This window comes from Aeromonas sp. FDAARGOS 1408, from assembly GCF_019048665.1.
Classification (GTDB): Bacteria; Pseudomonadota; Gammaproteobacteria; order Enterobacterales; family Aeromonadaceae; genus Aeromonas; species Aeromonas dhakensis.
Window position 1 is genome coordinate 1 of sequence record NZ_CP077394.1, and the last position, 17917, is coordinate 17917.

Sequence of the window (17917 nt, forward strand, 5' to 3'; positions counted from 1 at the left end):
GGATTCTGGTGTTGATTCGTGGTGGATCACAGGCGGCGCAGTCAGGGCTGCGCCGGATCCGGTGCGGCAAGGACGGGCTGATCCCTCATCTCGAGGGCGTGGCCTGCCTGGCGATAGTGCTTGTAGCGCTCGCGGGCTTGCTGCTTTTGCGTTTCGTCAGTGGGGACAAAATCTACCACTTGAGCGAAGTGTCCTGCAAACAAAGGTGTCTGTTTGGCCAGATTGATGAGGCGGGCGTAGCGCCGTCGTGGCGGCTGGTGACCGATCTCCACCGGTGCCTGACCGCTCTCCCCCTGCAACTGGTGCGGCACGAAGCGCTCCGGCGGCAGCTGCCACAACAGCTCGTCGAGGCGCAGGGCCTGAGCCTCATCGTCGCAAAACAGATAGAGGTGGCCCGCCCCCCACGACTCGGCCGCAAGGCTGCAGGCGAGTCGCTCGACGGCAGAGGCCTGCGCGTCATCCTGTTCGCTCATCAGGTAAAAGGTCACTTGGCTCATCAGGTTGATCCCGTTTGCGGTGACGGATAATTGACCGCCGGTAAGGGCGGGCAGGGGGTATTCCTGCCAACCCTCAATGAAACAAGGAAGAGGCGGGCCTCTTCCTTGTGGTGCAGGGCAACTTCCGCTCGCCCGATGGCATCGCCGGGCGAGGTGTGGAAATTACTCCTTTTCTTCGATGTCCACCCCTGACCGGTTCAGCAGGAACTGGGTCAGCAGGGGCACCGGACGCCCGGTGGAGCCCTTCTCCTTGCCACTCTTCCAGGCAGTCCCAGCGATATCCAGGTGGGCCCAGTTGTACTTCTTGGTGAAGCGTGACAGGAAGGCGGCGGCGGTGATGGTACCGGCCGGACGACCACCTATGTTGGCCATGTCGGCAAACGGACTCTCCAGCTGTTCCTGATACTCGTCGAACAGCGGCAGACGCCAGGCGCGATCACCCGCCTGCTCGGAGGCGTTGAGCAGCTCGTGGGCCAGCGGGTTGTGGTTGGCCAAGAGGCCCGTGGTGTGGTGACCCAGGGCGATGATGCAGGCACCGGTCAGGGTGGCCACGTCGATCACGGTTTCCGGATCAAAGCGATCCACGTAGGTCAGCGCATCGCACAGCACCAGGCGGCCTTCCGCATCCGTGTTCAGCACTTCGATGGTCTGGCCGGACATGGAGGTGAGGATGTCGCCCGGACGATAGGCGTTGCCACCCGGCATGTTCTCGCAGCCTGCCAGCACGCCGATGACGTTGATGGGCAGCTGCAGCTGGGCCAGAGCGTGCATGGTACCGAGCACGGAGGCGGCGCCACCCATGTCGTACTTCATCTCGTCCATGCCGTCGGCCGGCTTGATGGAGATGCCGCCGGAGTCGAAGGTCAGTCCCTTGCCGACCAGCACGATGGGCTTGGCATCCGGATGCCCCTTGTATTCGATGATGGCCATCATGGCTTCGTTGTCGGAGCCACGGGCCACCGCCAGGTAGGAGTTCATGCCGAGCTCGGCCATCTCCTGCTCGCCGATCACCTTGGTGGTGATGTTGTCGAAGGCATCGGCCAGACGACGGGCCTGGGAGGCGAGATAGGCCGGATTGCAGACATTGGGCGGCATGTTGGCCACGTCGCGACAGACGCGCACCCCTTTCGCCACGGCCAGGCCGTGGGCGATGGCTTTTTCACCAATGGTCAGTTCCCGACGCGTCGGCACGTTGAACACCAGCTTGCGCAGCGGACGGCGCGGCTCGGCCTTGTTGGTCTTGAACTGGTCGAAACTGTAGAGGCCCGCCTTGGTGGTTTCCACCGCCTGGCGCACCTTCCAATAGGTATCCCGTCCCTTGACGTGCAGCTCGGTCAGGAAGCAGACCGCTTCCATGGAGCCGGTTTCGTTGAGGGTGGTGATGGTCTTGTTGATGATCTGCTTGTACTGGCGTTCGTCGAGTTCCCGCTCCTTGCCGCAACCGACCAGCAGCACGCGCTCGCTGAGCACGCCCGGTACTTGATGCAGCAACAGCATCTGGCCTGGTTTCCCTTCCAGGTCGCCACGGCGCAGCAGCGAGCTGATGTAGCCATCGCTGATCTTGTCCAGCTGTTCGGCAACCGGAGAGAGGCGACGCGGCTCGAATACGCCGACCACGACGCAGGCACTGCGTTGCTTCTCAGGACTGCCACTCTTTACACTGAACTCCATGGAATCTCCTACATCCTAAAGACAAAAGGCACCTTTTATTGAATAATGCGGTGCTTGTTGGGGTATCAGAGGCGGAGCGAACAGGCACTGGCCCCGCAGTTCAAACTGGTAAAAATCCAATATACGGCCCTATTTTTCAGGCATTCGACTAAAAACACAAGTTTACTTGGGAATGACTGTGATCGTTTTCCGATATTTGTTCAGGGAAACCCTGAAAACCCAGCTGGCGGTATTATTCGTGCTGCTGCTTATCTTCGTCAGCCAGCAATTCATCCAGATCATTGGCGATGCCGCCGATGGTGAGGTGCCGACGCGCCTGGTCTCCACCCTGCTGCTGCTCAACCTGCCGAACATGGCCCTGTTGATGCTGCCCATCAGCCTGTTTTTGGCCATCTTGTTCGCTCACGGGCGCCTCTACGCCGAAAGCGAGATGACGGTGATGCATGCGGTGGGCTTCAGCCACCGTTTCGTGATGCGCAGCGCCATGGTACTGGCCCTGCTGACGGCGGCCGTCGCCGCCTTCAATACCGGCTGGATTGCCCCGCAGGCCAAGGAGCGCGAGTACCAGGTGATCGACGAGTTCAAGGCCGATCCGGGTATCTCCTTCCTGCAGGCCGGCCGTTTCATGGAGCTCGACAAGGGGCGCCTGGTGGCTTACATCCAGGATCTCAACGACAAGGGCTCAAAACTGCAGAAGATCTTCGTGTTGCAGCGCTCCCAGGATGGCAAGCCGCCGTCGGTGGTGGTGGCGACCGAAGGGGTGGTCACGGTCGACAGCAACGGCCTGCAGTGGCTGACCCTGAAGGATGGCTCCCGCTACGAGGGGCACTTCAATACCCGCCAGTTCCAGATCTCCGAGTTTGACGAGTACAGCCTGGTGATCCGCCAGCAGGAGATGGAGCGCTCCAACCGCAAGGCGGCGGCCAAGCCGACCATGGAGCTGCTGGGCACCCAGGACAACCAGCTGATGGCCGAACTGCAGTGGCGCCTGTCACTGCCGCTCTCCATTCTGGTGCTGACCTTCCTGGTGGTGCCACTGGCGCGGGTCAACCCCCGTCAGGGCCGCTATGCCAAGCTGTTGCCGGCCATCCTGCTCTACCTCTCCTACTTCCTGCTGCTCAGTGCCGCCCGTTCAGCCATCGACAGCGGCCGGCTGCCGCACTGGCCCGGCATGTTCCTGGTGCCGCTGGTCTATCTGCTGCTGATCGGGTTGCCGCTCAACCTGCAGGGCACCAGCTGGTGGAACGGGGTCAAGACCCTCTATTTCAAGAGAAAATCGGCATGATGTTGCCATCTGGGAGTCTCTACTGATGTTTGGCATTCTCGATAGACATGGCGACCGGGTCATTTTGCTGTCGCCCCCGCTCCATACGTCTGTATTTGAGGGAAAAATCAGCATGATGCTGCAACCGGGGAGTTTCTGCTGATGTTTGGCATTCTCGATAGATATATCGGCCGGATCATTTTCATGTCGGTCCTGCTGTGTGAGATCACGCTGGTGGGCCTTGCGGCGCTCATAAAGTACGTGGAGCAGCTGAAGTCGGTAGGGGAAGGCAACTACGACATGCTCAGCGCCCTCTACTATGTGCTGCTCTCCATGCCGAAAGAGGCGGTGCTCTTCTTCCCGCTGGCGGCCCTGCTGGGCGGCCTCATCGGTCTGGGCCAGCTGGCGACCAGCTCGGAGCTGGTGGTGATGCAGGCGGCGGGCCGCTCCAAGATCAGTATCGTGATGGCGGCGCTCAAGACCGCCATCCCGCTGATGATCCTGGTGGGGCTGATGGGGGAGTACGTGGCGCCCATCGCCAAGCGGATGGCGGATGACATCAAGGCGGGGGCCCTGTCGGAAGGGCGGTTGACCGTGTCGGCTTACGGGGTGTGGGCGCGCGATGGCAATAACTTCGTCAACATCAACGGGGTGCGCAACGATGGTGCGCTGACCGGCATCACCCTTTACCGTTTCACCCCGGAGCGCAAGCTGATCGATATCCTGCAGGCGCAGGAAGGGGTGTTCGAGCAGCATCACTGGCTGCTCAAGCAGGTGCAGGTGACCCGTTTTGACGATCCCAAACAGATCCTGAGCGAGACCCAGCCCCAGATGGAGTGGAGCTCCGAGCTCACCCCCAAACAGCTCGGGGTGGTGAGCGTCGATCCCGAAAACCTGCCGGTGGCGGGACTGCTGGATTACATCGGCTATCTGGATGCCAACAAGCAGGATGCCGGGCGCTACAAGCTGGAGATGTGGCGCAAGCTGCTGTCACCGCTCTCGGTGGTGGCGATGATCCTGTTGGCCTCCTCCTTCATCTTCGGCCCGCTGCGCTCGGTCAGCATGGGCGCGCGGATGCTGATGGGGATCATGACGGGCTTCGCCGTCTACGTCAGCGATCGGGTGTTCGGCCCCATCAGCCTGGTGTACGCGGTGCCACCGATCCTGGCGGCCATCGCGCCCAGCCTGCTGTTTGGCGGCATCTCCTTCTATATCCTGAGTCGCAAGCAGTAGCGGCCTGATGGGCGGTTAGGGCGGTGGCGCTGCAGACAAAAGGCTGCCATCGCGCCTGCTGCACTGCTGCACTGCTGCACTGCTGTTCGGCGGCATCTCCTTCTATATCCTGAGCCGCAAGCAGCAAGCGCGTCGACCAGCAAAAAGGGCACCCTGGGGTGCCCTTTTTCGTTACCGCCTTTTGGGATCAGCGATTGAGCTGTTCCAGGTTTTCCTGTTTGCCCAGCAGGATCACTTCGCACTCGGACCAGATGTCCTGAAATGCGCGGGGTGACTTGCGGTTGAACAGGCAGAGCAGGTTGCCGAGGCCAAAGGCCGCCGTTGCCAGCCGGATCAGCGCCTGGGTGATGCGGATGTTGCTGCCGTCGGCATTCTGGATGCGCAGACGCCAGGCCCGCATGCCGATGGTCTGGCCGGCGCGGGTCCAGAACCAGGTGTAGAAACCGCAGATGACGAGAGCGAGCCAGGCACTGTATACGGGGCTGGTCAGCAGCCAGGCGGCGTCTTTGCCCTCGGGGACGCTTGCCATGCCGGTTGCCAGCAGCAGATGGGCCACCCCCATCCCGATAAAGCCGGCGATGATCAGCAATGAGATGACCACCAGATAGTCATAGATCAGGGCGCCGAGCCGGCGCAGCAGACCGGCGGAGGGGTGACGCTGGGTGGGAGGAGGGGGAGTGGTCGGTTGGACGGGTTTACGCTTGGCCATCGTTCTTATTCCATTAATATGATTCGGGCATTCTATGTAACTGACCTTGCCTCGGCAAGGCGTTGAATAAATGAGCAAACGACTGTGGGCACAAGAAAAACACCTTGCATGCCCAAGCGCCATTCGTATAATCCCTCGCAGTTGCCCGGGTGGCGAAATCGGTAGACGCAGCGGATTCAAAATCCGCCGGTGAATAACCGTGTCGGTTCGAGTCCGACCCCGGGCACCATAAAATTCATGACAAAAGGCCATCAGCAATGATGGCCTTTTGTTTTTCCGCCTTTCCCCTTCCTTGACACGCTTCTGTTCTCCGGCTGATATCGACAAGCCGGGTACACCTCTGTGGTCATGCCATGTCCCGCCTTGCTCCATTTCGGTGCGGCTTGCTCTGCCTGCACAGCAGAAGTGCGCATTCGCTCATGTTAGCGCGTCCCATGCGCCAATCTGGTGCACTCCCTCTCTGTCATACGAATAACTTTATGATTTTAAATAACTTATTAAGTTGGCCCGCTTTGTGCTTTTAAGCAGTTATGTCGCCATGATGCCGCTCCATAGAGGGAATCTGACCGGGAGCGGCAACCAGTGTGTACCGAATGGAAATGTACGTGAATCATCGGTGTCGATGTTCATATCAGGAAATGGACCCGGTCTGGAGCCGGGACGACAGGGAAGGAGATGGCAGTATGCTCAAGAGACTCGTGATGACTGGCCTGTTGGCGCTGATTGCCCTGCTGGCCGCCCCCAGCTGGGCCGAAGAGGTGGTGACCGCATCTGCGGTGGTGACCATCAACAAAGGGGACAATACCTGGATGCTGCTGTCGGCAGCCCTGGTGATCCTGATGTCCATTCCGGGCCTGGCCCTGTTTTATGGCGGTCTGGTGCGCACCAAGAACATGCTGAGCGTGCTGATGCAGGTATTCACCCTGTTCTCGCTCATCTGCGTGCTGTGGGTGATCTACGGTTATTCGCTGGCCTTTACCGAAGGCAACAGCGTCTATGGCTCCTTCAGCAAGGCGCTGCTCAAGGGGGTGACCCCCGACTCCATCGCCGCCACCTTCAGCAAGGGAGTCGGGATCAGCGAGTTCATCTATGTGGTGTTCCAGGGGGCCTTTGCCGCCATCACCTGTGGCCTGATCGTGGGGGCCTTTGCCGAGCGCATCAAGTTTGCTGCCGTGCTGCTGTTCTCGGTGATCTGGTTCACCTTCGCCTATATTCCGCTGGCTCACATGGTGTGGTACTGGGCGGGTCCGGATGCCTATACCACGGCCGATGCCGCGGCAGCGGCCACGGCGACGGCAGGTTATCTGTTCCAGCACGGCGCGCTGGATTTTGCCGGCGGCACAGTGGTGCACATCAATGCGGCGGTGGCCGGTCTGGTCGGCGCCTATCTGGTGGGCAAGCGCCTGGGCTATGGTCGTGACCCCATGACCCCGCACAGCCTCACCATGACCATGATCGGGGCCTCTCTGCTCTGGTTCGGCTGGTTCGGTTTCAACGCCGGCTCCGCGCTGGAAGCCAACGGCACGGCGGCACTGGCCTTCATCAATACCTGGGTGGCACCGGCGGCGGCGGCCCTCTCCTGGACCTTGGCCGAGTGGGTGATGAAAGGCCGTCCTTCGCTGCTGGGCGCGGCTTCCGGCGCCGTCTCCGGGCTGGTGGTGATCACCCCGGCGGCCGGTTTCGTCGGTGTCGGTGGTGGTCTGGTGATGGGCCTCATCAGCGGTGTCGCGGGGTTGTGGGGGGTTCACGGTCTCAAGCGGCTGCTGGGTGCCGATGACAGTCTGGACGTGTTCGGTGTGCACGGGGTGTGCGGCATCCTCGGCGCCCTGCTGACCGGGGTGTTCGCCAGCCCGGATCTGGGCGGCACCGGGGTGTGGGACTATGTCACCAACCAAGTGGCGGAGGGCTACTCCATCCTGGATCAGGTCAAGATCCAGGCCATCGGGGTAGGGGTGACCATCCTCTGGTCCGGCATCATCTCGGTGGTGGCCTACAAGCTGGTGGATATGCTGATCGGCTTGCGGGTGAAAGAGGATGCTGAGCGGGAAGGGCTGGACGTCACCACTCACGGCGAGAAGGCCTACAGCCTGTAATCCGCCATCTGTTGTTCAACAAGATTGCCGCCGGCCATGCCGGCGGTTTTTTTATGTCCGTTTGCCGGGGGCCAACTCTGATGCCCGAGCCTGTGGTGGGGCGGCTCGCCTCTGACGCCATCACCTCCGATAGAGCGCATCCCCGAGATCGCCGCCGGCGATAGCATTTTTCGGCAGACAAAGCGGGCAGCGGCAATGTCCTCTGTCTTGTTGCTGTTTTATGCCTGCAATTTGGACGGATCTCCGCTAAACTCTGCCACCTTTTCTTGATGGGTCGGCCGGGCCGGTTCATCACCCTCTTATATATGTACTTTTGGAGCCGCTCATGCCGCTAGTGGGACATCAACACCAGATCGAGATCCTGGAACTGACCGACAAAGGAGATGGCAAAGGACGCCTGTTCGACCGCCCCCTGTTTGTCGAAGGTCTGCTGCCGGGTGAGCAGGCGTTGGTCGAACTGACCGAGGTGAAGCCCAACTACCTGCACGGCAAGGTGGCCGAGCTGCTCCAGCCCTCCGCCGACCGGGTTGCCGACTTCTGCCCCAACACAGAGTGCGGCGGTTGCCAGGTGCGCCCGCTGGCCTATCCGGCCCAGCTCAAGCTCAAGCAGAGCCTGGTGCAGAGCGCCCTGGAGCAGGTCGGGCTGGGGGAGGCCGTGGTCAATCCCATCCTCGGCATGGAGACGCCGTTCGCCTATCGCAACAAGGCGCAGTACGCGGTGCGTGGCTGCGAGGCCGGCGCCGAGATCGGCTTCTACCGCAAGCACTCCCACGATCTCATCACTGCCGATGACTGCGCGGTGCAAGATTCTCTGCACGTGGAGCTGAACGCCCGGGTGCGCAACTGGATGCGCGCGCATGACATCGCGGCTTATGACGAAGTGGCCCACACCGGCTGCGTGCGCAACCTGATGACCCGCAAGGGCTTCAAGAGCGGCGAGCTGATGGTAGTGCTGGTGACTCTGGGTGAGGAGCTGCCGTTCGAAGCCGAGCTGCTGGCCGCCCTGCAGGATCTGCCGGTCACTACCCTGGTACAGAATATCAACGAGGCGCGCACCAACCGCATTCTGGGGGACCACAACCGGGTGCTGCTGGGCAGCGGGGTGATCCGCGACAAGATCCACGAGCTCGAATTCGAGATCTCGCCACTCTCCTTCTTCCAGAACAACCCGAGCCAGACCGATGTGCTCTACTCCAAGGCACTGGAGTATTGCGAGCTGACCGGCAACGAGACGGTGTTCGACATCTATTGCGGTATCGGCACCATCTCCCTGTTCCTGGCCGGCAAGGCCGCCAAGGTGGTGGGGATCGAGTCGGTGGAGAGCGCCATCAGCGACGCCCGCCGCAACGCGGCCCTCAACGGCATCGAGCAGACCGAGTTCCACGTCGGCAAGGCGGAGCAGCTGATGCCTGCCCTGCATGCCGAAGGGGTGAGTGCCGACGTGGTGGTGATGGATCCGCCGCGCAAGGGCTGTGACAAGGCCGTATTGCAGACCCTGGTCGCCATGGCGCCGCGCCGGCTGGTCTATGTCTCCTGCAACCCGCAGACCCTGGCCCGGGATCTCGCCTGGCTGGTCAAGCAGGGCTTCGTGCTGGACGAGGTGCAGCCGGTGGACATGTTCCCGCACTCGATGCACGTCGAGGCTGTCGCCCGCCTGAGCTTGCCTGCCAAGGTCTGATCGTCGCTGGTCCCCACTCGCGCCATGGACGTCGAAGCTGCTGCTCGTCTAAGCCTGCCCACCCTGGCGTGAATTGAATTAGCCAGATGGCTCTGATAAAAACGACTCCAAATGGAGTCGTTTTTTTATGGCCGTGGATCGGCGCAACCACCAGGCAGGGAGAGCGAGGGTGATGATTCGTTTGGCGAGTGTGGAGGATGCGGCGGCGCTGGATCACTTCTTTGGGCAACTGGACAGGGAAACCCGCTTCATGCTGTATGAGGTGGGGGAGCGCCCCTTGGACATCGAGGGGCAGCGCCAGCGGCTCGAGGCCATGGCGGCTGCCCCCAATCAGGCCATGTGGCTGCTGGTGCTGGCCGGGGAGGTGCAGGGCTTTGCCGTACTCATCGGCGGTGGTCTGGCGCGCAACCGCCACTGCGCCCTGGTGGTGATGGGGTTGCGGTCGAGTGCACGCGGGTTGGGATGGGGTGAGCGGTTACTGCGCACCCTGATCGCGGGCGCCGGCGAGCTAGGGATCCAGCGGCTGGAGCTGGGGGTGATGGCCCACAACGAGGTGGCGCACGCCCTCTATCGCAAGTGCGGCTTCCGGGACGAGGGGTTGCGGCGACAGGCCTATCGGCTGGACGATGGCTACGTGGACGAGATCAGCATGGGGTTGCTGCTGTCGCCCGAGGCGCCATGATGCGGCGGGCCCGGTTTGCTCCTGGCGGCGAGCGGGTATATGACGGAGCAACCGTCGACTTGATGAAGAGGGGAACGCGCGGATGAAAGGTATCTTGTTACGCTGGCTGGCTCGCTACGATGGCTGGTGCGAGGAGTGGGGGCTCACGCCGGAGAACCGGCGCTGCTGCGTGCCGGTGCGCCGGGAACAGGATGAGGCGCCGCAGGCAGAGCCGCAAGCCGAGTCGGAGCCGCTCACTGGAAATTGCGGGTCACGGCACCAGTGACGCTGTTGTAGTCGAAGGAGAGACCGTCGGGATAGGCGGGGAAGCGGCCGATGGAGTCGCGCAGGGTGTAGCGGCAGTTGCTGTGCGGCTCTCCCTCTTCATCTATCTGGTTGGCGGTCAGTTCGCTGGACAGGTAGTCGGCGTTGAGTTGCTGATCGGGATCCTGATCGACCGAGGCGACGGTGTAGCTGCTGTCCAGCAGCCCCTGAAACAGCAGACGACAGTCTGACTGGTTGCTCACCGAGATGTAGTCGCCCTGACCTGCGACATAGGGTTCGTCGATCCCCTTGCGCCCCTGATCTTCGTCCGTGCCAGCGGGCCAGCCATAGCGGTTGATGTCGAGATTGCGTTGCCCCATGCTGCCGAGATTGTAGAGTGCCTGATCCTGCGCCTTGACCGCCCAGCCGGCATGAGCCAGCTGGACCGCGCTGGCAAAGCTGGCCGCCGTTGCCGCGACCGTGCTCTTGAGTGCGTCATCCTTGAGATTGATGAAGCGGGGCAGGGCGGTCACGGCCAGGATCCCCAGCACTATGATGACCAGCACCAGTTCTATCAGGGTAAAGCCGTGGCTTGTGCGTTTCATCATGATATGGACCCATTAATTACGACAAACAGGTGAGTGACATGCAATTGATCGACACCCATTGCCATCTCGATTTTCCGGTCTTCGATTCCGAGCGGGCGGCGCTGCTGGCCGAGTGCCGTCAGCTGGGGGTGGGCGAGTATATCATTCCTGCGGTGGGAGAGGAAAACTGGGGCCGGGTGATGACGCTGGCGGCAGAACATGACGGCATCTCCTATGCCCTTGGCGTGCACCCCTGGTATGTGGGCGGTCAGACGCCGGCGGTGCTGACCCGGTTGCAGCAACGGCTGGCGGAGCGCCCCCGCGGGTTGGTGGCGGTGGGCGAATGCGGGCTGGATCTACGCTCCCACGTGCCGCAGGAGGGACAGCTCGAGATGTTCGAGGCCCAGGTCGAACTGGCCAAGGAGCATGAGCTGCCCCTTATTGTCCATTCGGTGCGTGCCAACGACACGGTGGCCAAGATCCTCAGACGTCTGCGCCCGGCCTGCGGGGGCGTCATCCACGCCTTCAGCGGCTCCCTGCAGCAGGCAGAAGCGTTCTGGCAATTGGGATTTCGGCTCGGCATCGGCGGGGTCATCAGCTTTGAGCGGGCCAACAAGACCCGGGAGGCGGTGCGCGACATGCCGCTGGAGGCCCTGCTGCTGGAAACGGACGCCCCCGACATGCCGCTGCAGGGTCAGCAAGGGGCGCCCAACACCCCCGCCAATCTGCCAATAATTGCGCAACTGCTGGCCGATTTGCGGCAGCAGCCGCTGGCACATGTTGCCTCGGTGTTACATGAATCCACTCTGCGTACCTTCCAGTTGGGCAAGTCGAAAATTAACACCTGATTAACTGTTGCTAGCGACATGATAAAAAATGGGGGGAGTAAAAATCGTTTGCGGTCTAATTTGACGACCTCTAGCGCATTTCATGCTTATAAAATGTGACCAGCGTTCTACTTTGTCGCACCGTAATTAGTATAATGCGCACCCTTGATTGATGGCTTTGAGATACAAGTTGTTAACAAGCTGGAAGGTGCTACTAAAGAGGAAGTGTAAATAATGAATCTAATAATGGGTCTGGTAGGGATGGCAACGCTCGTCCTTATCGCGGTGCTGTTCTCCAGCAATCGCAAAGCAATAAGAGTGCGCACCGTTGCCGGTGCCTTTGCAATCCAAGCTGGCCTGGGTGCCTTCGTGCTGTACGTCCCGGTTGGTCGTGACATCCTGGTGGGTGTATCCGATGCTGTTTCCAGCGTCATCGGCTATGGCCAGAACGGCATCGAATTCCTGTTCGGTGGTCTGGTCAGCAACAAGATGTTCGAAGTGTTCGGTGGTGGCGGCTTCATCTTCGCCTTCCGCGTACTGCCGGTCATCATCTTCTTCTCCTCCCTGATCGCCGTTCTCTATTACCTGGGCATCATGCAGTGGGTCATCAAACTGCTGGGTGGTGGCCTGCAGAAAGTACTGGGCACTTCCCGTACCGAATCCCTCTCCGCCACTGCCAACATCTTCGTGGGTCAGACTGAAGCGCCGCTGGTTGTGCGTCCCTTCATCTCCAAGATGACCGACTCCGAGTTGTTCGCCGTCATGTGTGGTGGCCTGGCTTCCGTCGCCGGCTCCGTACTGGCCGGTTACGCCTCCATGGGCGTCAAGATGGAATACCTGATCGCCGCCTCCTTCATGGCTGCCCCGGGTGGTCTGCTGTTCGCCAAGCTGCTGGTGCCGGAAACCGAGACCCCGAGCTACGACGAGAGCAATGCCGATGGCGATCTGGAAGACAAGCCTGCCAACGTGATCGATGCCGCCGCTGCCGGTGCCTCTGCCGGTCTGCAACTGGCCCTGAACGTCGGCGCCATGCTGCTGGCCTTCATCGGTCTGATCGCCATGATCAACGGCATCTTCTCCGGTGTGGGTGGCTGGTTCGGTTATCCGCAACTCTCCCTGGAACTGCTGCTGGGCTGGATCTTCTCCCCGCTGGCCTTCCTGATCGGTGTGCCCTGGAGTGAAGCCGTCGTTGCCGGTTCCTTCATCGGCCAGAAGCTGGTGGTCAACGAGTTCGTGGCCTACCTGAACTTCGCCCCGTACCTGAAGGATGAAGTGCTGATCAATGGCGTGGCCATGTCCGACCACACCAAGGCCATCATCTCCTTCGCCCTGTGCGGTTTCGCCAACCTGTCCTCCGTCGCCATCCTGCTGGGTGGTCTGGGCTCCATGGCACCGAACCGTCGCGGCACCATTGCGAAATTTGGTCTGAAAGCCGTACTGGCCGGCTCTCTGTCCAACCTGATGTCCGCGACCATCGCAGGCTTCTTCCTGGCGCTGTCCGGCATGTAATATCAGCCTGACTGACAGGGTATAACCACGAACGCCACGGCATCTGCCGTGGCGTTCGTGTATGGAGCGGTGACAACCGTTTTCCTTTCTAAACTAATAATAAAATGAGTCAAATCGGAGGTTATATGAATGAAGTGCTACTGGCGATGGCAGCCGGCTTTATCGTTGGCTTGTTGTTTTCTTTCCTCAAATTGCCGATCCCGGCCCCGCCCGTACTGTCCGGGGTAATGGGGATCGTTGGAGTCTATCTGGGGGGCCTGGCATACTCCTGGATACTCACCCGTTTCTTCTCTTAACGCACTTTCCAGTACCGGATTTGCCAGATGTGAGGTACCTCTGAAAATGGCAAATCCGGCTTGCAAACAAGGGGTATCTCGGCTGAAATAGGCATTGCCAGCAGGGTGCTGGCATTGACTAATGCCCGATGAAATCGGGTGTTGGCGGTCAAATGGAATTGATTGGGAAGTCGGGTCAGACCTTGTCTGCCTTTCTCAAGTCTTCATGGAACCAAGTCCGCACTTTTGTAAGAAAGTGACAGGGCTCTTGCCTTATTTGCAGCCTATTGCCCGTGCAGTTGCGCTGCAATTCCATTCCCGTTTTTCCGGGAGTCGCGTCTTGCCGGTTGCGTTGCGACAGGCAGCACCATGCCCTGGAATTCGGACTACATCGAGACTTTGGAGAACAGAATGACTGATCTGAAACTGGCCGCCCAGCGCGCCCTGAATCTGATGGACCTGACCACCCTGAACGATGACGACACCGATCAGAAGGTGATCGACCTGTGCCGCAAGGCCAAGTCACCGGCTGGCCTGACCGCCGCCGTCTGCATCTACCCCCGTTTCATCCCCATCGCTCGCAAGACTCTGCGTGAGATCGGCGCTGCCGACGTGCGCATTGCGACCGTGACCAACTTCCCGCACGGCAACGACGACATCGAGATCGCCGTGGCCGAAACCCGCGCCGCCGTGGCCTACGGTGCCGACGAAGTGGACGTGGTGTTCCCGTACCGTGCCTTCATGGCCGGCAATGAACAGGTCAGCTTCGATCTGGTCAAAGCTTGTAAGGAAGCCTGTGGCGCCAACGTGCTGCTGAAAGTGATCATCGAGACCGGCGAGCTGAAAGAGGAAGCGCTGATCCGTCGCGCCTCCGAAATCTCCATCGACGCCGGTGCCGACTTCATCAAGACCTCCACCGGCAAGGTGCCGGTCAATGCGACCCCGATCGCTGCCCGCATCATGATGGAAGTGATCAAGGCCAAGAACCCGAAAGTCGGCTTCAAGCCGGCCGGTGGCGTGAAAGACGCCGCCGTGGCGGGTCAGTACCTGGCCATGGCCGAAGAGATCCTGGGCAAGGACTGGGTATCCGCCCGCACCTTCCGCTTTGGTGCATCCAGCCTGCTGGCCAGCCTGCTGGCCACGCTGGGGCATGGCGACAAGCCGGCCAACACCAGCGGTTACTAATAGGTTGATGAGAGGGCGGACCGCTGTCCGCCCTGTTGCGCCCCACCCGTGTGGGGTGCGGGCAAGGATTCAGACTTGTGTAACGCCAGCAATGGCGGAGGGAATGAAAGATGTTTTTGCCTCAAGAAATCATTCGCAAGAAGCGCAACGGTGAAGCGCTCAGTACCCAAGAGATTCAATTTTTCGTTCAGGGCATTACCAACAACACCATCGGCGAGGGCCAGATTGCGGCACTGGCGATGGCGGTCTACTTCAAAGACATGACCATGGATGAGCGGGTTGCCCTGACCTGCGCCATGCGCGATTCCGGCATGGTGCTGACCTGGGACCACCTCAATCTGGGCGGCCCCATCGTCGACAAACACTCCACCGGCGGCGTGGGTGACGTCGTCTCCCTGATGCTTGGCCCGATGGTCGCTGCCTGCGGCGGTTTCGTGCCGATGATCTCCGGCCGTGGCCTGGGCCACACCGGCGGTACCTTGGACAAGCTGGATGCCATCCCCGGCTACCAGACCTCGGTCGACAACGACCGTTTCCTGAAAGTGGTGAAAGAGGCCGGTGTCGCCATCATCGGCCAGACCGGCGATCTTGCCCCGGCCGACAAGCGTATCTATGCGGTACGGGACATCACTGCCACCGTCGAATCCATCGCCATGATCACCGGCTCCATCCTCTCCAAGAAGCTCGCCTCCGGGCTGGAAGCGCTGGTGATGGATGTGAAAGTGGGCTCCGGTGCCTTCATGCCGACCTTTGAAGCATCCGAGGAGCTGGCCAAGAGCATAGTTGCGGTGGCCAACGGTGCCGGCTGCCGCACTTCAGCGCTCTTGACCGACATGAACCAGGTGCTGGCCTCCAGCGCCGGCAACGCGGTGGAAGTGCGCGAAGCGGTGCGCTACCTGACCGGTGAATACCGCAACCCGCGCATCCATGCCGTCACCATGGCGCTGTGCGCCGAGATGCTGATCTCCGCCGGCCTGGCCAGCGACGACAGCGATGCCCGCCGCAAACTGCAGGCGGTGCTGGACAACGGCAAGGCGGCCGAGATCTTCGGTCGCATGGTGACCGGCCTCGGTGGCCCGAGCGACTTCATGGAGCGCTACGATCATCACCTGCCCAAAGCCGCCATCGTGCGCCCCGTCTATGCCGCCAACAGCGGTTTCGTGACCGCCATGGATACCCGCGAACTGGGTCTGGCCGTGGTCGCCATGGGCGGTGGCCGTCGCGCTGCCGGTGACAAGCTTGATTATGCCGTCGGTCTGACCGACTTTATCCGCCTGGGTCAAAGTGTTGAGGCAGACAAGCCGCTCGCCCTGATCCACGCTCAAACTGAAGAGCAATTTGCTCAGGCCGCCAGCATGGTGCAGGCTGCCGTCAAGATCGGTGATACCCAACCGGAGGCGCTGCCCGAGGTTTACCGTCGCATCGGTCTGGCTGATTTGTAACAAGGGGAAGTCCCATGAAACGTACCTTTATTCTGATGATGGACTCTTTCGGCATTGGCGCAGCCGCCGACGCCGACAAGTTCGGCGATGTGGGCGCCAATACCCTTGGCCATATCGCCAAGGCCTGTGCCGCCGGCGAACTCGAGGGTCGTGGCGCCCTCAATCTGCCGAACCTCAGCAAGCTGGGTCTGGGCCACGCGGGTGAACTCGCCAGCGGCACCTTCCCGGCTGGCCTGAACAAGGATGTCGAGGTAGTCGGTGCCTACGGCTTTGCCCAGGAGCTCTCCTCCGGCAAGGACACCCCGTCCGGTCACTGGGAAATTGCCGGCGTGCCCGTGCTGTTCGAGTGGGGCTACTTCAAGGATCACCACAACAGCTTCCCGCAGGAGCTGCTGGATGCCATCGTCGAGAAGGCCGGTCTGCCGGGCTATCTGGGTAACTGCCACGCCTCCGGTACCCAGGTGCTGGACGATCTGGGCGAAGAGCACATGCGCACCGGCAAGCCGATCCTCTACACCTCTGCCGATTCCGTGTTCCAGATCGCCTGCCACGAAGAGACCTACGGCCTCGAGAAGCTCTATGAGCTGTGCCACATCGTGCGCGAACTGCTGGAGCCCTACAACATCGGCCGCGTCATCGCGCGTCCGTTCGTGGGCAGTGGCAAGGGCAACTTCAAGCGTACCGGCAACCGCCACGACTACTCCGTGCTGCCGCCGGCGCCGACCGTGCTGGACTACATGAAGGAAGCGGGCGGCCAGGTGGTTTCCATCGGCAAGATCGCCGACATCTATGCCCAGCAGGGCATCACCAAGCAGGTGAAAGGCACAGGTCTGACCGAACTGTGGGACAGGACCCTGGAAGAGGTGAAAGCGGCCGGTGACCAGACCATCGTCTTCACCAACTTCGTCGACTTCGACTCCTCCTACGGTCACCGTCGCGACGTGAAGGGCTACGCCGATGCGCTGGAGTACTTCGACTCCCGCCTGCCGGAGCTGTTCGAGCTGATGCAGGATGGCGACGTGGTGGTGCTGACCGCCGACCACGGTTGTGACCCGACCTGGAGCGGCACCGACCACACCCGCGAGTACATCCCTGTGCTGTTCTACGGCAAGCCGGTCAAGGCGGGTTCCGTCGGCCGTCGCGAGACCTTTGCCGACATCGGCCAGAGCATCGCGGCGTACCACGGTCTGCCCAAACTGGCGTACGGTACCAGCTTCCTGTAAGTTACCCGCCCGTCGCCTCGGCGGCGGGCAACCAATAAAGACAATAAAACTCAACCTAGTGTGAAGGAATCAAGAGAATGGCAACTCCTCATATCAATGCGAAAGATGGCGCCTTTGCTGACACCGTGCTGATGCCGGGCGACCCCCTGCGCGCCAAGTACATCGCCGAAACCTTCCTGGAGAACGTCGAACAGGTGTGCGACGTGCGCAACATGTTCGGTTTCACCGGCACCTACAAGGGTCGTCGCATCTCCATCATGGGCCACGGCATGGGCATCCCGTCCTGCTCCATCTATGCAAAAGAGCTGATCACCGATTACGGCGTGAAGACCCTGATCCGCGTCGGTTCCTGCGGTGCCGTGCGTGAAGACGTGAAGCTGCGTGACGTGGTGATCGGCATGGGTGCCTGCACCGACTCCAAGGTGAACCGTCTGCGCTTCAAGGATCACGACTTCGCCGCCATCGCCGACTTCGATCTGGTTGCCAATGCCGTACAGGCCGCCAAGAACAAGGGCGTTGCCGTGCGCGTCGGTAACATCTTCTCCGCCGACCTGTTCTACACCCCGGACCCCTCCATGTTCGACGTCATGGAAAAATACGGCATCCTGGGTGTCGAGATGGAAGCCGCCGGCATCTACGGTGTGGCCGCAGAGTACGGTGCTCGCGCACTGACCATCTGCACCGTCTCCGACCATATCCGTACCGGTGAGCAGACTACTTCCGAAGAGCGTCAGCTGACCTTCAACGACATGATCGAAATCGCGCTGGATTCCGTCCTGCTGGGCGACAACTAATCCCC

At 61.0% G+C, this 17917-nt stretch carries 17 protein-coding genes and 1 tRNA gene; 14 read left to right on the forward strand and 4 right to left on the reverse strand.

Annotated features, from left to right (window positions below; genetic code table 11):
- Positions 1-41: 41 nt before the first annotated feature.
- Together I6L38_RS00005 and pepA are read right to left on the reverse strand one after the other, a co-directional pair.
- Positions 42-497 carry a DNA polymerase III subunit chi gene (locus I6L38_RS00005; protein ID WP_043171286.1) on the reverse strand — a complete coding sequence of 152 codons (456 nt, stop codon included), beginning with the start codon at positions 495-497 and terminating at the stop codon, positions 42-44.
- Between the two features lie 162 nt (positions 498-659).
- The gene (gene pepA, locus I6L38_RS00010; protein ID WP_005305141.1) at positions 660-2168 is read right to left on the reverse strand and encodes a leucyl aminopeptidase; all 1509 of its coding nucleotides are present in this window, start codon (positions 2166-2168) and stop codon (positions 660-662) included.
- Between the two features lie 172 nt (positions 2169-2340).
- On the opposite strand from pepA, the gene lptF reads away from it, so the two are divergent.
- Positions 2341-3453 carry an LPS export ABC transporter permease LptF gene (gene lptF / locus I6L38_RS00015; protein WP_017765325.1) on the forward strand — a complete coding sequence of 371 codons (1113 nt, stop codon included), beginning with the start codon at positions 2341-2343 and terminating at the stop codon, positions 3451-3453.
- 141 nt (positions 3454-3594) lie between these two features.
- Positions 3595-4665, forward strand: coding sequence for an LPS export ABC transporter permease LptG (gene lptG, locus I6L38_RS00020; RefSeq protein WP_010636091.1), 1071 nt, complete (start codon positions 3595-3597; stop codon positions 4663-4665).
- Between the two features lie 187 nt (positions 4666-4852).
- Here lptG and I6L38_RS00025 read toward each other — a convergent pair whose 3' ends face one another.
- Complete coding sequence (locus I6L38_RS00025) at positions 4853-5374, reverse strand: RDD family protein (protein ID WP_201880057.1); 522 nt, start codon at positions 5372-5374, stop codon at positions 4853-4855.
- Between the two features lie 143 nt (positions 5375-5517).
- Between I6L38_RS00025 and I6L38_RS00030 the strand changes: the two genes are divergently transcribed.
- The 5 genes from I6L38_RS00030 to I6L38_RS00050 all read left to right on the forward strand — a co-directional run bounded on the left by I6L38_RS00030 (position 5518) and on the right by I6L38_RS00050 (position 10092).
- Positions 5518-5603: transfer RNA gene (locus tag I6L38_RS00030), tRNA-Leu, on the forward strand.
- 454 nt (positions 5604-6057) lie between these two features.
- Positions 6058-7467, forward strand: a complete 1410-nt coding sequence (amt, locus tag I6L38_RS00035; protein WP_010636134.1) for an ammonium transporter — start codon at positions 6058-6060, stop codon at positions 7465-7467.
- A gap of 325 nt (positions 7468-7792) precedes the next feature.
- The gene (rlmD, locus tag I6L38_RS00040; RefSeq protein WP_017765323.1) at positions 7793-9145 is read left to right on the forward strand and encodes a 23S rRNA (uracil(1939)-C(5))-methyltransferase RlmD; all 1353 of its coding nucleotides are present in this window, start codon (positions 7793-7795) and stop codon (positions 9143-9145) included.
- Positions 9146-9317: 172 nt separating this feature from the next.
- Entirely contained in the window at positions 9318-9827 is a 510-nt protein-coding gene (locus I6L38_RS00045; RefSeq protein WP_201880128.1) for a GNAT family N-acetyltransferase, read from the forward strand.
- A gap of 82 nt (positions 9828-9909) precedes the next feature.
- Positions 9910-10092: a DUF5363 family protein gene (locus I6L38_RS00050; protein WP_005305116.1), complete on the forward strand. Its 183-nt coding sequence runs from the start codon at positions 9910-9912 to the stop codon at positions 10090-10092.
- On the opposite strand, the gene tppF is transcribed toward I6L38_RS00050, so the two are convergent.
- A complete protein-coding gene (gene tppF / locus I6L38_RS00055; protein ID WP_005305113.1) occupies positions 10061-10678 on the reverse strand; it encodes a type IVa pilus pseudopilin TppF in 618 nt (205 codons plus the stop codon). The two genes, I6L38_RS00050 and tppF, sit on opposite strands and share 32 nt — an antisense overlap.
- Before the next feature lie 38 nt (positions 10679-10716).
- Between tppF and I6L38_RS00060 the strand changes: the two genes are divergently transcribed.
- The 7 genes from I6L38_RS00060 (at position 10717) to deoD (ending at position 17912) form a co-directional block, all read left to right on the forward strand.
- Positions 10717-11505 (forward strand): TatD family hydrolase, encoded by a 789-nt coding sequence (locus tag I6L38_RS00060; protein ID WP_043171437.1) that lies wholly within the window; start codon positions 10717-10719, stop codon positions 11503-11505.
- Between the two features lie 213 nt (positions 11506-11718).
- Positions 11719-12993, forward strand: a complete 1275-nt coding sequence (locus I6L38_RS00065) for a NupC/NupG family nucleoside CNT transporter (protein WP_005305106.1) — start codon at positions 11719-11721, stop codon at positions 12991-12993.
- A 125-nt stretch (positions 12994-13118) separates the two neighbouring features.
- A complete protein-coding gene (locus tag I6L38_RS00070) occupies positions 13119-13289 on the forward strand; it encodes a XapX domain-containing protein (protein ID WP_005305103.1) in 171 nt (56 codons plus the stop codon).
- A gap of 390 nt (positions 13290-13679) precedes the next feature.
- Positions 13680-14453: a deoxyribose-phosphate aldolase gene (gene deoC / locus I6L38_RS00075; RefSeq protein ID WP_216988984.1), complete on the forward strand. Its 774-nt coding sequence runs from the start codon at positions 13680-13682 to the stop codon at positions 14451-14453.
- 110 nt (positions 14454-14563) lie between these two features.
- Positions 14564-15895: a thymidine phosphorylase gene (gene deoA, locus I6L38_RS00080; protein ID WP_010636140.1), complete on the forward strand. Its 1332-nt coding sequence runs from the start codon at positions 14564-14566 to the stop codon at positions 15893-15895.
- A 14-nt stretch (positions 15896-15909) separates the two neighbouring features.
- Positions 15910-17118 carry a phosphopentomutase gene (locus I6L38_RS00085; RefSeq protein ID WP_010636141.1) on the forward strand — a complete coding sequence of 403 codons (1209 nt, stop codon included), beginning with the start codon at positions 15910-15912 and terminating at the stop codon, positions 17116-17118.
- A 77-nt stretch (positions 17119-17195) separates the two neighbouring features.
- Entirely contained in the window at positions 17196-17912 is a 717-nt protein-coding gene (gene deoD, locus I6L38_RS00090) for a purine-nucleoside phosphorylase (RefSeq protein ID WP_005305092.1), read from the forward strand.
- Positions 17913-17917: the final 5 nt, after the last annotated feature.